The sequence below is a fragment of the Caballeronia sp. SBC1 genome (genome assembly GCF_011493005.1).
Taxonomy (GTDB): domain Bacteria; phylum Pseudomonadota; class Gammaproteobacteria; order Burkholderiales; family Burkholderiaceae; genus Caballeronia.
In genome coordinates this window covers 1452899-1468616 of record NZ_CP049157.1, presented here as the reverse complement: position 1 = coordinate 1468616, position 15718 = coordinate 1452899, and the positions used below count along the sequence as shown (strand labels likewise).

Genomic DNA, 15718 nt, shown 5'->3' with positions numbered 1-15718 from the left:
GATACGGATGATTGTTTTGTGGCACTGCCGCAAGACAGTCGGGCTCAGTGTGCGGCCTGTCACGACATCGAGCAAATTGGCGCAAAACCCAGCACAATGCTCGCTTAGCGACCTCTGCGAGGACCTGCCATGAATGCCGTGACACCATTGCCCATGCCGCTCTCAGGCTCCCGCGTCAATTTGCGCTCCAGCAGCGGTCGCGGCTGGAACGGCTTCGGTGCGGCGCTGCTCGGTATTTCGGCGGGCACGCACCGCATTCCGGCCATGCCGCATCACCGCGTCGGCGTGCATGTCGGGCCACCGGTGATGGCGCGCTGCATGTGTGAACAACGTCGCTATGCACGCGTTCAGGCGCATGGCGACGCCGACGTGATCCCTGCGGGACTCGATGGCCAATGGACTGACGAATCGGACTGTACGATCCTCAGCATCTGGATCAGCGAGTCCTTCACGCGCAAGACGCTCGAGCAACTCGAACTGAAATCAGGCGTTGCCGAGATCCGTCCGCAACTTCAGATGCGCGATCCGCGTTTTCAGCATCTGGCGTGGGCGCTGCAGGCGGAACTCGAAGCCGGCGATGCGTCCGATCCGCTCTTTGCAGAAAGCCTCTGCACAGCAATGGTGGTCCGGCTGGCCGACAATGGCGGCGGCATCGCCACGCTCGAAGGTCGCCGCCGTACGTTGGCGCCGCGAACGGCCACTAGCGTGATCGACTTCATCGAAAGCAATCTGGATCAGCGCCTCACGCTCGACGAACTCGCCGCACTGGCCCAGCTTAGCGTGCCGCATTTCAAGGTGCTGTTTCGCGAGACGCTCGGCGTGCCGGTGCATCGATACGTCGTGCAGCGACGCGTTGAACGCGCGAAGGCTTTGCTGTTGCAAGGCAAGCTCAGTACCAGCCAGGTAGCGCTGGAAACGGGCTTTTCGCATCAGAGCCACATGGCTCACTGGATGAACCGGCTGCTTGGACTTACGCCGCGCGAGATCGTAAAAGACGGTGAGCAGAGGGTCCCGCTTGCTGGTCCAACTCTCGCGAGTACAGCGACTACAACGCGTAGAAGTTAGCCTCTGCGTTCAGGCAATAAACCTTGGGCGCCGACGAGAATCCCACGCCTCCTGATACAGCCGGTAAAGCGGCGTTGGCGCACTCGACGCGACAAAGCACATCGCCGAAATGAACGCATAAAGCAGCAGCGCGTAAGGCGTTCGGGCAGCCGTAACGCAAGAATTGGTATCGAAGGCCATTGCACGGCCCGGAAAATAAACGCAAAATAATTGCTTTAGCGGATTGTGCGCGTCGCTTTTCGTTAACGCAATTTTTTAGCTTTAACTAATTTCATCGATACGCGCGAAAGGCGGAGCGGAACAGGCAATGGCAGCAAGAGAAGGGTTGCGACCCGGCGGACGGAGCGCGAGAGTGCAGGAGTCCGTGCATCACGCAGTCAGGACCTTGCTGGACGAAATACCGCGCGAGGAGCTCACCGTGCCTCAGGTCGCGGCGCGCGCCGGGGTGACGCCGTCCACCATCTACCGCCGCTGGGGCGACCTGCCCACTCTTCTCGCCGATGTCGCCCTGCAGCGCTTTCATCCGGACAACGGCCCGGCTGACACGGGCTCGCTGCGCAGCGATCTGGAAACGTGGGCGCAAGGGTATCAGGAGGAGATGTCGTCGGAACCCGGCCGCGCCATGACACGCGATGTGCTGGCAAGCAACGACACCCGCAGCCCCGCCTGTCAGTGCGCGGCCATCACGCGCTCGCAGATCCAGATGATTCTGGACCGGGCAGTCGAACGAGACGAAACACCGCCCGATATCAATACGGTGATGGATCACGTCGTTGCACCGCTCATCTATCGCCTGCACTTCGACGATGCCCCGATCGACCCCGCATTCGCCCGCACCCGCATGGCAATGTTGCTGGCCCCAAAACGCAAGGCACCTTGAATTGCGTTATAAACCAAGCCGGCCTATGTATTGTCAGGAGCCCTTTGCGTTTCGATCTTGAGGCGTCGCAACTGTGTTCGAAACTGCCGGCAAGTTCATAATGCCGGCAGCGAATCACGGCACAAGCCCGAAACTTTCGTTACGCAAATTAGCAACACCATCGCCCGTGCGCATCGCACGGTGGCATCATTATTCCCTCGCTTCTTCCACGAGCCTCTTGCGAACATGTCGAATCTGATCGTACACGGCGGCGTCCCCCTGCGCGGGGAGATCACGCCGTCCGCCAATAAAAACGCTGTCCTCCCCATCCTTTGCGCCACGCTGCTGACCGATCAGCCGCTGCGTCTCATCGGCGTACCTGACATCACCGACGTCAAGAAGATCCTCGATATTTTCCGTACGCTCGGCAGCAATGTGTCAATGGACTTTTCCACCGGCATCCTCAATCTGCATCATCACGCAACGACCTTCGACCCTGTCGCGCATCATCTGCCCGAGGAGATGCGCTCTTCCATCATGCTGGTGCCGCCGCTGCTCGCGCGTTTCGGTGTGGCTCGGTTGGAAAACGACGTCAAGGGCTGCACGCTGGGGGTTCGTGAAATCGACCCCCATGTCGAGGTATTCGAACGTTTTGGCGCGCAGGTCGAACGCACGACCGACTCGCTGATCGTGCGGGCCGCTACACAGATGACCGCGAATCATCACTGGCTGGACTATGCCTCGGTCACCACCACCGAGAACTTCGCGCTCTGCGCGGCTGCGGCGAACGGTACGTCGACACTGGTCAACGCGGCCTCGGAACCTCACGTGCAGGAGTTTTGCCGTTTCCTCGCGCTGCTTGGTGTACCAATCGATGGCATTGGCACGTCGCGTTTGAGCGTTACGGGCGGCCGCAAGCTCAGTGGCGGCGAGTTCCGGTTCAGCGAGGACTTCCACGAAATAGCGACCTTCCTCGCGCTCGGTGCGATCACCGGCGGAGACATCGCGGTGAGGAATACCGCGCCCGACCAGTTTCCGCTGATCGACCGGACCTTCGCGAAGTTCGGCGTGAACGTGGAGCATAAGAACGGCTGGTCGCGCGCATTCCAGGACGGTCCATTGCGTGTGCGCCGGCCGTTCACGCAGAATATTCTCACCAAGGTGGAAGCCGCGCCCTGGCCGTATCTGCCGGTCGACCTGCTGCCCATCTTCATCGCGCTCGGCGTGAAAGCAGAAGGCAGCGCCATGTTCTGGAACAAGGTCTATGACGGCGCCATGGGATGGTCGGTCGAGCTATCGAAGTTCGGCGCGCACGTGTTCCTGTCGGACCCGCATCGGCTGATCACGTTCGGCGGCCTGCCCTTGAGTCCCGCGAAAGTGGAGAGCCCGTACATCATTCGCGTGGCGATCGCATTGCTGATGGTCGCCGCGAGCATCAAGGGGCGTTCGGAGATCATGAATGCACTGCCGATCCGCCGTGCACACCCGCGCTTCGTGGAAAACCTGCGCTCGGTCGGGGCCGACGTGGAGTGGACCAGCAGCGAATGACGTAGAGGGGAATACGTGAGGTGAAACGCGTCGCGGCCGGCAGCCGCGATGCCTGAAAATCCAAACCGTGCCGGCGATAATAAAACATCCGCCGGCACGGTTTTGCGTACATCAATAGCCGAGCGCGAGTCCCGAGTTACGACGCGGATCGTTCGCGCCATAGAAACGATTCTTGCCGACGGGCTTGCCACCCAACGACGGCGCGCCCACCAGAATGGCCGCTACATGATTGGCCGGTTGCGGACCCGAGAACTTCTGACCCCATCCTTCGAGGATCTTCTGCGTGTCGGGGCTCAGCGTGAAGCGTTCGAGATTCGTCGTTTCCGGCAGCCATTGCTGATGGAAGCGCGGTGCATCCACAGCTTCCTGAATGTTCATGCCGTAGTCGATCACGTTGAGCATGGTCAAGAGCGTAGCGGTAATAATGCGGCTGCCTCCCGGCGTGCCAACTACCATCACGGTCTTGCCGTCCTTCGTGACAATCGTGGGGCTCATGGACGACAGCGGACGCCGGCCCGGGCCAATAGCGTTAGCCTCGCCCTGCACCAGCCCATACATGTTGGGCACACCGACCTTCGACGTGAAGTCGTCCATTTCGTCGTTGAGCATCACGCCTGTCTTGTTCGCCATCACGCCCGAGCCGAACCAGTCATTCAGCGTGTAGGTCACCGAAACGGCATTGCCCCATTTGTCGACGATCGAATAGTGCGTCGTGTTGGTGCCTTCATGCGGCGCCACGCCCGGCTTGATCTCCTGCGACACCCCCGCCTTATGCGGATCGATTGCAGCCCGGATCTTGGCCGCGTAGTTCTTGTCGAGGAGGCGGTCCAGCGGGTTTTTCACGAAATCGGGGTCACCCAGGTAGCTGTTGCGGTCCACATAAGCGTGGCGCATGGCCTCGATCTGATACTGCATGGCCTGGGCTGAACGGAAGCCGAGGCTTTGCATCGGATAACCCTCAAGGATATTCATGATCTCGCAGATAGCGACCCCGCCCGAGCTCGGCGGCGGCGCCGAGACCACGTGGTAACCGCGATAATCGCACTCGACCGGGGCGAGTTCGCGCGTCTTGTACTGGTCGAGATCGGCCTGCGTGATGATGCCCTTGCCGGCTTGCGTCGATGAGACCAGCGCATTGGCTACCCAGCCTTTATAGAAGCCATTGGGCCCCTTGGCGCTGATCTCGCGAAGGGTCTTCGCCAGGTCTTTTTGCACAAGCCGCTGGCCAACCTGAAACGGTTCGCCGTGGTTCAGGAAGATTGAGCCGGAACCGGCCGGGTCCTTCTTGAAGTCGTCCGTTGCGGTCCCGAGGATATCGACGTCGCCCTGGTCAAGTACGAAGCCTTCTTGCGCGTATTTGATTGCCGGTGCAATGAGATCAGCGCGCTTCATCGTGCCGTATTTCGTCAACGCCATTTCCATGCCGGACACGGTACCCGGCACGCCGACCGCCAGATAACCCTTGGTGCTCAGGCCCGGGATCACGTTGCCGTCCTTGTCCAGATACATGTTCGCGGTGGCGGCCAGCGGCGCCTTCTCGCGAAAATCGAGGAAGGTACGGCGGCCGTCGGCGAGCTGGATCGTCATGAAACCGCCGCCGCCAATGTTACCGGCCGCAGGGTAAACCACTGCGAGCGCATAGCCAACAGCAACCGCTGCATCGACTGCGTTGCCGCCGTCCTTGAGCACGTCAACGCCAATGCGCGTGGCGAGATGCTGGGCTGTTACGACCATGCCGTTCTCGGCGGCAACCGGGGCTTGTGAAGCGGCCTGGGCGCCGGCATAGCAAAGGGCGAGCGCCGCCGCAAGAAGCGACTGGGCAAGACGATCGAATTTCATTGTGTGAATGTCCGTTGCTGAATAAATGAGGAGAGCGAGGGAACGCTGGGCGCAGCGGCGACCTGGCGTCCCGTTTCAACCGGGCCGTCAAATCGCTAACTCGCCGCGCACAATACCAACAAAGATTACAAACGGGAACCCGCAAAAGCCGCAGTAGAAAAACTTGGCCTAGCCTGCCTTGGATAGCTGAGCGCGCAGGTCAGTCAGCGACTTGCGCTGCCCGCCTTCTGCATCGAAGTTCTCCGGCGCGAGCCATTGTTCGAAGGCTGCACGCACAGTGGGCCATTCGCTGTCGATGATCGAAAACCACGCGGTATCCCGTGTCCGTCCCTTGTAGAGCACGGCCTGCCGGAAGACGCCCTCGAACTGGAAACCCAGTCGCGCAGCCGCCTGTCGCGACGGCGCGTTCAACGCGTCGCACTTCCATTCGTAGCGGCGGTAGCCGAGTTCATCGAACGCATGTTTCATCAGCAGGTACTGGGCTTCCGTCGAGATCGGCGTGCGTTTGAGCAGCGGCGAGAACGCCACGTTGCCGACTTCGATCACCCCATTGGCCCGGTCGATCCGCATCAGCGCCAGGGTGCCGATTGCTGTCCCCCTCTTCAGGTCGATGACCGCATAGTGCTGGGGATCGGGACTGACCGCGGCCCGTTCGACGTACTCGCGGTAGCTCGCTGCATCGTCGAACGGGCCTACCGGCATGTAGGTCCAGTCACGGCCATCCGGGGCCTGGCTAAAGGCAGCGAAGAGATCGGCCGCGTGATGCGGTTCGAGCGGCTCCAGCCGGCAATACAGTCCTTCGATGGGAGTGCGCGGCGGGTGTACGCGCGCAGTCCAGTGGGGCACGGACTCGCCAACAGGTTGCTGATACTGATTCAAGGTGCTGGGCATAACGGTTCCTTGCGGCATGGGGCGGTCGTAGAGCAGAGGTTCACGCAGAACGCGGACGAAGCATGTGCTAACGTACGCGCATCATGGAACCTTAAAAAGTGCCACATTCCATGTTTTTCGTGGCTCCACGCTCGTGGCTGCGCTCGGTCGCGTGCATTCCCCCACTCTGCTTATGACAACCGCTGCTTCGTTGCCCGTGCCGCAAACCCTGCTTGAGGCGCCACTCGCCAGAGGGCCCGGCGCGGCGCCCATGCAACGCCAGTTGCATCATCGATTCAAGGAAGCCATTCTTGGCGGCCACCTCGCGCCGGGAAGCCGCCTGCCGGGCTCGCGCGCACTGGCGGAGGCGCTGGCGATCTCCCGCAACACGGTGACCGCCGCGTACGATCTGCTGGCCGCAGAGGGGTACGTGCAACCTGACCGGCAGGGCACGCGGGTAGCGACGTTGTCGCGTCCGGCGCCGCCGCAAGGCAAGCGCCAGGCACCGGTAGCGCCGGCCATTGCGCAGCGGCTGACGCGCATTCAGGCCGCCGCACCGCCGGCCGAGGGGAACGCTGCGTTGCGTCCGGGTGTGCCGGCCTTGTCCCATTTCCCGCTGGCTGCATGGCGCCGTGCGATCGACCGTGCAATTCGAAACGCAGGGCCAGCGGCTCTTGGTTATGGTGATCCTCCGGGTGAGCCAGCGTTGCGTGCGTCAATTGCGCGGCATCTGGGCATAGCCCGGGGAGTGCGATGCGAACCAGCTCAGGTCGTCATTACGGAGGGTGCGCAGGAAGCGCTTTCGCTGTGCGTGCGCTTGCTGACCAATGCCGGCGATACAGCGTGGATCGAAGACCCGGGGTATCGGGGAGCGAAGGCGGCGATGCGCGCGGGCGACCTGCGCATGGTGCCGATGCGCGTTGACGCCGATGGCCTGATCGCCGATGAAAACGCCTGGAGGTTGCAACCGCCACGGCTGATCTACACCACGCCTTCGCATCAATATCCCGCGGGCGCGGTGCTGACTGTCGCGCGCCGTCTTGAGTTGATCGCGAACGCGCAGCGGCATGGCACGTGGATCATCGAGGACGACTACGACAGCGAATTTCGCCATGCGGGCGAGCCTATTGGCGCCATGCAGGGGTTGGTGACGCAGGCGCCTGTGTTGTACGTGGGCACGTTCAGCAAGACGATGTTTCCGTCGTTGCGCCTGGGGTTTCTGGTCCTGCCGGAGACCCTGGTGGCGCAGATGCGCACGCCGCTGGACGACATGCTGCGAGGCGGCCACCGTTATGAACAGCTTGCGCTGGCCGAGTTCATTGAAAGCGGTCAGTTCAGCCGGCATTTGGGCCGCATGCGGCGTTTGTATCGAGACCGGCAGCATGCGTTGAGAGAAGCGCTGACCCGGCACTTGCCTATAACGCATGTCATTGAAGGCGGGTATTGTGGGTTGCACCTGACGGTACGGTTGCCAGCGTGCTACCCGGACCGCGAGATTGCCGATGCCGCCCGGCAGCATGGCTTAGCGCCCACCGCGCTATCCAGTTTTGCGCTGCAGCCCATGCCCGAGGACAACGGGCTCGTGCTCGGGTACGGGAATACATCGGCGGAGTTGTTCGAGCCTTTGGTCCGGCTTCTGGCTAGGCTGGTGCGGGGGGTGAAGGTTTAGAGCGGTGGTTGGAGCGGGCATAGTTCGGCCTGCTCCAACCTGCACATCCGCGAACACCCGGTTAGCGAAGTGATTCGAATCCGTGCTGCCATTCAACACGCCCACGGTCTTCAGATCATCCGCGTACAGCGCAATTTCCTTCTTGAACGCGTCGCCGGTCGGATGATGATAATCCGTGTGACTCTTGAGCGTGAATCATGAAAACAGCTACTTTCCCGTCAGTGCGGGTCGAGCCAGAATTGCGCGAGGCCGCCGAAAGGGTCTTGCAGGAAGGTGAGAGCCTGTCCGGCTTTGTCGAACAGGCGATTCGCGAAAACATCCTGCGTCGCCAGCATCATAGTGAGTTCGTTGCTCGAGGACTTGCCTCTCGAGACGACGCGAAGCGCAGCGGCGACTACATTTCGGCCGAGGAAGTACTTTCTCGCTTGGGCAAGCGGCTAGACGCCGCGAAAGCGCGGAGCAAGACACGACGATGACGCTCGAGATACGCTTTACCGCTGGTGCCGCAGAAGATCTCGAACGACTTTACGACTTCATCCTCACACGCGATACGCAGGACATATCGCTCGGCGAGCGCGCTCTTCACGCAGTCTACGAAGGCATCGCCACGCTTCGCGCCTCACCCTTTACCTGCCGAAAGGCGCAGCCGAATCTTCCCTTTCTGCGGGAACTGATCATTCCTTTTGGGCGATCCGGATCTGTAGCGCTATTCGAAATAGACAATAGCGACACCGTGACGATCTTGGCGGTACGACATCACCTGGAAGACGATTATCACCAGCCGTCCACCACGAAACCGTATGCGTAGCTGAACGTAAGCGCAAGATCCGGGGCGTATCGCGCGCTCTTGCACACCATGATGACTGGGCCACCTCCCAAGGAGTTCCACGTCATGCACCCTCCGCCAAACCAGCCTAACCAGCGCATCACCCTGCCGTCCGCATTCCATCGTTTAGCCTGGTCGAATCTGCTGGCGCAATCCGCCGAGCAAATCAGTCTTGCCGCCGCGCCGCTCGTTGCAGTCTTCCTGCTGGGTGCCAGCGCCGCACAAACCGGCCTGCTGCAAACCGCCCAAACGCTGCCCTTCCTGTTGCTCTCGCTGCCGATGGGCGTCTATGCCGACCGTCACTCCCGACGCGGCCTGATGGCAAGCGCAGAAGCCATTCGAGTACTGGCGATGATCACGATCCTCGTGCTGATCGGGGCCCATCTGCTCACGCTGCCGCTGCTTGCCGTCTGCGGTTTTATCGGTGCCGCGGGTACGGTCGCTTACAGCGTCGCGGCGCCTTCGCTCGTTCCCTCTCTCGTGCCTCGGGCTGCGCTGCCGGCAGCAAACGGACGCATCGAGTTGGCAAGAAGCGTGGCGTACTCGGCAGGTCCGGCGATAGGCGGGGTGATCGTGGGTTCCGTGGGGGCGGGTTGGGCGTACGCGTTAGCGACCATGCTATCGGCCCTCGCCGTCGCGCTGCTGCGCGCGTTGCCAGTCTCGGCGCATCCGCCTAGAACCGGTAGGCATTTCCTCGCCGAGGTCCGCGAGGGCGCCGCTTTCGTATTCCGCGACCCGCTGCTTCGCCCCATTCTTCTTACCGCGGTTTTCTTCAACCTGGGCTATTTCGTGTTGCAGGCGATCTACGTGGCTTACGCCGCGCATCATCTGCATATGTCGTCGTGGGTGATCGGCATAAGCCTGGCGGCTTATGGCGCGGGCATGGTGGCCGGTGCGCTGGCGGGACCCGAAGTGTCCAGGCGAGTTTCCTTCGGCCGGACACTCGTGATCGGCCCTCTGTGCGGCTTCCTGGCATCAGTGCTGATGAGCGCAACATTGTTCTTCCCGCACGTATGGATGGCCTGCGTGAGCTTCTTTTTACTCGGCGCCGGTCCGGTGCTGTGGACGATCGGCTCAACCACATTGCGCCAGGCAATCACACCTCACGCAATGCTTGGCAGAGTGTCGGCCATCATGAGCACCGCAACCTATGGAGCGCGTCCTGTGGGCGCGCTGCTTGGCGCAGCCCTCGCGACGCAGACCGGCGTTGGCGCATGCCTGCTGATGTCGAGCGTGGCTTTCGCGATCCAGTTAGGGGTGATCCTGCTATCTCCGGTCACGCAACTGGCGGCACTTCCCGAAGGTGCTGCGTCTTGATCGCACATCATGCACGGCCGCTCGCTGAATCAAGCCCGAAGCATGAAGCGGCCGTGCAGGTTTCGTTATGTATGGGCTAGCTCTGGATTCCAATGTCGACTTCGTCCCCATCGCTTTCGGGACCGCCCGGCGCACCGCACCTTCGCTGAAGCCTGATGGCGCTCACGCGTCCCTGTACCAGCGCGATATCTTCAAACTCCGCGCACTCGCTTATCCGGAATGATTTTTGCTCATGCTCTGATGGACACGAAGCAAGAATAACCAGGAGAAAGCGATGCGTAAGGAAACTTCGCGCCCATTGCGACCATCGCAATCGTCGACGGACACGCTGGACACAGTCCCTGACACATTGAGTCCTGCTTACGCGACCCATCACCCCGTCACCCGCGCCTTCGATATCTTCGCGAGCGCCGTGACCCGCTGGACCGGCTCACCCGTAGCGTTCGGCCTGGCGGTAATCAGCATTGTGGTCTGGGCCGTGACCGGACCGGTTTTCCACTACTCGGAAGACTGGCAACTGGTGATCAATACCGGGACGACCATTGTCACGTTCATCATGGTGTTCCTGATCCAGCAAAGCCAGAACAAGGACAGCGTGGCGCTTCACCTGAAACTCAACGAGTTGCTTGCCTCTCACCGGTCTGCGGACAATCACCTGATAGGGATTGAGGATGCCTCTGAAGAGGAGCTCCGGAGACTTGCAGCCGCGTTTCTCCGGAAGGCGAACGGAGGAGAGGAGGCGCCCGCTACCAATGCCTCCTCTTAGTCGCTGCGCGATAGTCGGCAAGCCTCATGCCGCCTGTCTCGAACGGCCATGAGCTGGCAGGATTGTCCGTCGTATCCAACTGGCACGGGGGTCGTGTGGACGAGAAAGTGCGGCAACTAATGGCGCAGATAAACGTGCTGGAAGATGAGTTGAGAGCCTCTGTGCATCAGGCGGAAGTCCGCCTGTTCTATCGCGTGGACGGCAAGCGGATCATATTCGACAAGTCAGTCAGGGAGGCACACCAGCAATCGAAGACCGGACTCCTGCACTGGATAGTCAAGAGCCGTCCTGCTACTGTCGTGGTCGCCCCTGTCATCTACGGGCTGATCGTGCCGTTGCTGTTCCTCGACCTCGGCTTGAGCGTGTATCAAGCCATCTGCTTTCCCGTGTACAGGATCAGCAAGGTCCGGCGTTCGGACTATATCGTGATGGACCGGTGGCCCCTGAGCTACCTGAACTTCATGGAGAAGTTCAATTGCGCGTACTGCGCGTATGCGAACGGCTTGCTGGCTTATGGAACCGAGATCGCCGCGCGTACCGAACAGTACTGGTGCCCCATCAAGCACGCTCGAAAAATGCTCGGCGCCCCGTCAAGGACTCGATCGTTCCTTGCTTACGGCGATGGCGAAAATTACCAGCAGCGGCTAAACGAATTTCGTGACGCACTGGCAGTCGACTCCAACAAGCCGGATGTCCCGAGCGAACCTCCTGCAAAGTGAGCCGCGTCAGCCACGCACGGTCCAGCAACATGTTCCGGCAACACGCTCAACGGATTACCGGAACGCGCGATTGCGGTCATTGCACCTGCCGCAAAACCGCAGCCATGCTCACGGTATCGTAGGGTTTTCGCAAGACAAAATATCCCGATACCTTCGAAACATGATGGTCGCCGGTTGCAAATATGACCGCCAGGTCATGGCGCAAAACACGAGCTCGTATGGCAAGTTCTTCGCCCGACATGCCGGGCAAGCCGACGTCCGTGATGAGCAAATCCACCACCTCTTTCTGAATCAGCGCCAACGCCGCTTGTGCGTTGGCAGCCTCGTGGACCACGTGCCCCAGCGCCATGAGCAACTCACCCGTGTTGGAGCGAATCAGGTCATCGTCTTCAACGAACAAGATGTTGAGCGCGCGCCCAGCGGGCGCACTGGGCGTGATTGCGGACAGCACGCTCAAAGGCGCCGGCGCGACTGTGAGCGCCGCATGCTGGCTTTGATTTGCGAGCACGTGCCGGATCTTTCTTGCAAGCGCTTCCCGCGTGTAGGGCTTGCCAAGCAGTTCGACACCAGCATCCAGCCGGCCGCCATGAACAATCGCGTTTTCCGTGTAGCCTGACGTGAACAGCACCGCTATGCCGGGAATCAACTGCCGCGCACGGCGCGCTAATTCGGGACTTCGCAGCGGACCCGGCATGACGACGTCGGTGAACAACAGATCGATAGACACGCCGCTTTCTATGATCGCCAGCGCGCTGCCGGCGTCGTTCGCCCTAAGCACCCGATACCCCAGTTCCGACAACATCTCCACTACCGTCACCCGGACTTGCTCGTCATCTTCAGCGACCAGGATCGTTTCGGCGCCACCGAGTACCGGCGTACTTTCCATCACCGCCCCGAGATCCTCCTTGTCACGGGTCCGCGGCAAATACAACTTCACCGTCGTGCCTTGGCCCGGTTCACTGTAGATCTTGACGTGTCCACCGGACTGCTTAACAAAGCCATAGACCATGGAGAGTCCCAGCCCAGATCCCTTGCCCTCCGGTTTGGTGGAGAAGAACGGCTCATAGGCCTGGGCCAGCACGTCGGGTTCCATCCCGCAGCCGGTATCCGTTACCGCGAGCATCACATATTGCCCAGGGGTCACTTCGGCATGATCGAGCGCATAGCGGTCGTCGAGGAAAGCGTTGCCTACTTCAAGGGTCAGCTTGCCCGTGTTGTCCATGGCATCGCGTGCATTGATGGCGAGATTGAGGACCGCGTTCTCGACCTGAGTGGGATCGACGAATGTATTCCACAGGCCGGCAGAAACAACCGTCTCGATCTCAATGGCTTCGCCCAGGCTGCGCCGCAACATGTCTTCCATACCGGTGACAAGCCGTCCGATCCTGATCGTCTTCGGCTCGAGCGCCTGCCGGCGGCCGAAGGCCAGCAACTGGCTCGCCAGTTTCGCACCGCGGCTCACGCCGGCAAGCGCGTTCGCCAGGCGCCGCTCTGCCCGCTCGCTGCCCGCCACGTCCGACGCGAGCAGTTGCAAGTTGCCCGAAATGACCTGCAGCAGATTATTGAAATCGTGGGCGACGCCGCCTGTAAGCTTGCCGATTGTCTCCATCTTTTGCGCCTGCTGAAGCGCGAGTTCGGTACGCCGCAGCGCGTCCGCCGCTTCGCGATCCGCGGTGATGTCGCGGCCCACGGCATGGATGAAACGGTCGTCGGGCACGGCCGTCCACGACAGCGTGACATACGCGCCATCCTGCCGTTGATACCGGTTGACAAACTTGAACGTGCGGATGCCCTCGCTCAATTCGCCCAACTCGGCGAGCGTCGCGACCCGGTCATCGGGATGCACGAACTCAAGGAATGAATGGCCGATAAGGTTCTTCTCATCCCTTCCAAGGATTTGCTGCCACGCAGGATTCACCGCCACAATATTCGATTGAAAATCGGCGACCAGCATCATGTCGGTAGAAAGCCGCCACATGCGGTCCCGGTCGGCAACACTTTCCGCCACCTGCTGTGCGAGGGTCTTGTTCAGGCGCTCCAGAGCGCGTGCCGCGGACTTCTGGTCTTCAATGTCGGTGTTCGTGCCAATCCAGTGAACAATGCGTCCGGCGTTGTCGCGAATAGGCAGCGCCCGGGCGATATGCCAGCGAAACGCGCCGTCGGCTCGACGAATGCGGAACTCGCATTCGTAGGTCGTGCCCAATGCCACCGCATCCGCCCACTGTCCAACGGCGTCCGGCAGATCGTCGTGGTGAATGATCATGCCCCAGGCCTGACCGTCAAGACTGCCCTGCGCCGCGCCGCTGTACTCATAGACCCGGTCGTTGAACCAGTCGAGCTCCCCGTTGCGTTGCGCCGACCAGACTTGGTTGGGCATGGCTTGGGCGAAGGTGCGGAATTTCTCCTCGCTTTCATGGACCGCGCGCTCCGCCACGAGGCGGTCAGTCACGTCGGTTCCCTGAATGAAGATGCCGATCACGGCGCCGGCTTCGTTGCGTACCGGCTGATACACGAAGTCGACGTAACGCTGCTCTGCAGGCGCCCCAGGGAGCCGATTAAGCACGATGGACTGCGCGCTGCCGGAGATGGGCAGTCCAGAGGCGTAGACCCGGTTCAGTATCTCTACAAACCCTTGCCCGCGCAGTTCGGGCAATCCTTCCTGCACCGGTTTGCCCAGGATCGTGCGGTCGCCAACCAATTGCGTGAAGGAAGCGTTCGTCAATTCGATGACATGTTCGGGGCCGGTCAGCATGGCCATGAAGCCTGGGGCCTGCTCGAACATCCGCCGCAGCCGCTCGCGTTCGCCGCTCAGCCAGCGCTCTGCACGCACCTTTGCGGTGGTCTCCACCACGATCGCGATGACGGCGACCGGCACGCCCCGCTCGTCGCGAACGGGCGAGTAGTCCAGGTTCATCCACACTTGCTCGCCACGGCCGTGGCGGTGCAGCGTCAGTTCCTGATCTTCGTATCGCAGCGTTCGGCCGGCCAGGCCGACCTTCATCACGTTGTCGTTGAAATCCGCGACCTCGGACCACCCCTCCCGCACCTTGGAGCCGAGCAGCTGAGGATGCCGGCCGCCGGCGAAAACGGAATAAGCGTCGTTGTAGAGCATGACGCCATCGACACCCCAGAGCGTCACGATGGGAACAGGCGACTGCAAGATGAGGGCAATAGTGCCGGTCAGCGTTTTCGACCAACCTTCGAGAGGTCCCAGTGGCGAAGTGGACCAGTCTCTGGATGCAATGATCTTGGCGACTTCGCCGCCGCCTTCGAGGAAGGCGTGACTCAGGCCAGCGGTCGGTTGTCTTTCGTTCATGTGCGGGGATAGATAAGCAACGCCCAACCGCACGACGCACGTAAGCGTCGCAGAGTTTGAAACGTCAGTAGATAGGCGGCCATTTTACCTTCCAAAATCCCCCACTCGTAGAGCGCAGCCGAGGCTTCCCGCACACACGCCTGGAGCGCAACTCCCGGGGACGATTCTTGCTCGCTGTACTTCTCTGGCCCCGTCTTTCGCGACCTCTGTTCTGGCGAGCCCGAACCTCGCAAGCTACGCTATAGGGCGTCGTTGTCGCGGATCAGGCTGATCTCTCCATTGCGTTCGAGCGTAGCTGCGCGCACCCCGGACAGGTCGTCGGCGCCTAGTTGCTGCCGCGCCGTTTCGAATAAATCGGTTCGCGTAATAAGCGCGGCGGACATCTGCTTCTCGTTGAAGCAGCCGTCCCGATACAGCTCTCGTTCGGCGCCGCCCACCAGCCGCTCCAGCGTCGGAGAATGCAGACAGCCCCATGCAAGCACACGATGCAGCACGACAATGGCCAGCGAGGCGACCACCGTTGGGACTGCGGGAGACGCACCCACGATCACGCGGCTCAGCGTCGCGCCAAGCAGTATGGCGACAACATAATCGAACGGAGAGCGCTGGCCGAATGAACGCCGGCCGGAGATTCGAATACAGATCAGTGCGCCAATGAAGGTCGCTATCGCGCGAGCTGCCATCTGCAGCGAATCGAGGTCTTGGCCGCTGCCGAACACTGCGATGAAGGCGTCCATGTGCTTTCCTTTCTTGTCTAAGGGCATGGTTTCTCATGAGCCGGGCACACCCGGGTGTCACGGATGCTGGCACGGGTTCGCCGGCTTGGCGTTCACGGATCAGTCGCCTTCATGTCATGCGGCATGCCGCGCTCGTCCAGATAGCGTGGATTCCGAACAAATGAAGAACGCCAGACCCGATGTTGCC

At 61.2% G+C, this 15718-nt stretch carries 12 protein-coding genes and 2 pseudogenes; 9 read left to right on the top strand and 5 right to left on the bottom strand.

Translation table 11 applies throughout. The features are described 5' to 3' along the window. Nucleotides 1–129 precede the first annotated feature (129 nt). The 3 genes from SBC1_RS24590 (at nucleotide 130) to SBC1_RS24580 (ending at nucleotide 3472) form a co-directional block, all read left to right on the top strand. Nucleotides 130–1065 (top strand): AraC family transcriptional regulator, encoded by a 936-nt coding sequence (locus SBC1_RS24590; protein ID WP_165094304.1) that lies wholly within the window; start codon nucleotides 130–132, stop codon nucleotides 1063–1065. A 307-nt stretch (nucleotides 1066–1372) separates the two neighbouring features. Beyond that, nucleotides 1373–1945: a TetR/AcrR family transcriptional regulator gene (locus tag SBC1_RS24585; RefSeq protein WP_165094307.1), complete on the top strand. Its 573-nt coding sequence runs from the start codon at nucleotides 1373–1375 to the stop codon at nucleotides 1943–1945. Between the two features lie 225 nt (nucleotides 1946–2170). Next, nucleotides 2171–3472, top strand: a complete 1302-nt coding sequence (locus tag SBC1_RS24580; RefSeq protein WP_165094312.1) for a UDP-N-acetylglucosamine 1-carboxyvinyltransferase — start codon at nucleotides 2171–2173, stop codon at nucleotides 3470–3472. 111 nt (nucleotides 3473–3583) lie between these two features. Here SBC1_RS24580 and ggt read toward each other — a convergent pair whose 3' ends face one another. Continuing rightward, entirely contained in the window at nucleotides 3584–5311 is a 1728-nt protein-coding gene (ggt, locus tag SBC1_RS24575) for a gamma-glutamyltransferase (RefSeq protein ID WP_165094316.1), read from the bottom strand. Nucleotides 5312–5503: 192 nt separating this feature from the next. Next, nucleotides 5504–6202, bottom strand: a pseudogene (locus SBC1_RS24570) (GNAT family N-acetyltransferase); the annotation flags it as partial. A 172-nt stretch (nucleotides 6203–6374) separates the two neighbouring features. Between SBC1_RS24570 and SBC1_RS24565 the strand changes: the two are divergent. Next, entirely contained in the window at nucleotides 6375–7850 is a 1476-nt protein-coding gene (locus SBC1_RS24565) for a PLP-dependent aminotransferase family protein (RefSeq protein WP_165094322.1), read from the top strand. A 42-nt stretch (nucleotides 7851–7892) separates the two neighbouring features. Here the strand turns inward: SBC1_RS24565 and SBC1_RS40655 are convergent. Beyond that, nucleotides 7893–8039 (bottom strand): annotated as a pseudogene (locus SBC1_RS40655) (ABC transporter substrate-binding protein); the annotation flags it as partial. Nucleotides 8040–8047: 8 nt separating this feature from the next. Between SBC1_RS40655 and SBC1_RS24555 the strand changes: the two are divergent. The 5 genes from SBC1_RS24555 (at nucleotide 8048) to SBC1_RS24535 (ending at nucleotide 11478) form a co-directional block, all read left to right on the top strand. After that, nucleotides 8048–8326 carry a YlcI/YnfO family protein gene (locus SBC1_RS24555; protein WP_165094326.1) on the top strand — a complete coding sequence of 93 codons (279 nt, stop codon included), beginning with the start codon at nucleotides 8048–8050 and terminating at the stop codon, nucleotides 8324–8326. After that, nucleotides 8323–8658 (top strand): type II toxin-antitoxin system RelE/ParE family toxin, encoded by a 336-nt coding sequence (locus SBC1_RS24550; RefSeq protein WP_165094330.1) that lies wholly within the window; start codon nucleotides 8323–8325, stop codon nucleotides 8656–8658. The genes SBC1_RS24555 and SBC1_RS24550 overlap by 4 nt, the downstream gene beginning before the upstream one ends. Before the next feature lie 84 nt (nucleotides 8659–8742). Next, nucleotides 8743–9993, top strand: coding sequence for an MFS transporter (locus tag SBC1_RS24545; protein ID WP_165094333.1), 1251 nt, complete (start codon nucleotides 8743–8745; stop codon nucleotides 9991–9993). A 274-nt stretch (nucleotides 9994–10267) separates the two neighbouring features. Next, nucleotides 10268–10759 carry a low affinity iron permease family protein gene (locus tag SBC1_RS24540; protein ID WP_165094337.1) on the top strand — a complete coding sequence of 164 codons (492 nt, stop codon included), beginning with the start codon at nucleotides 10268–10270 and terminating at the stop codon, nucleotides 10757–10759. Nucleotides 10760–10785: 26 nt separating this feature from the next. Next, on the top strand, nucleotides 10786–11478 hold the full coding sequence (locus tag SBC1_RS24535; protein WP_370469649.1) for a hypothetical protein: 693 nt from the start codon (nucleotides 10786–10788) through the stop codon (nucleotides 11476–11478). Between the two features lie 76 nt (nucleotides 11479–11554). On the opposite strand, the gene SBC1_RS24530 is transcribed toward SBC1_RS24535, so the two are convergent. Further along, entirely contained in the window at nucleotides 11555–14794 is a 3240-nt protein-coding gene (locus tag SBC1_RS24530) for a PAS domain S-box protein (RefSeq protein WP_165094340.1), read from the bottom strand. Nucleotides 14795–15033: 239 nt separating this feature from the next. Then, complete coding sequence (locus SBC1_RS24525; RefSeq protein ID WP_165094345.1) at nucleotides 15034–15531, bottom strand: DUF421 domain-containing protein; 498 nt, start codon at nucleotides 15529–15531, stop codon at nucleotides 15034–15036. Between the last annotated feature and the right edge of the window lie 187 nt (nucleotides 15532–15718).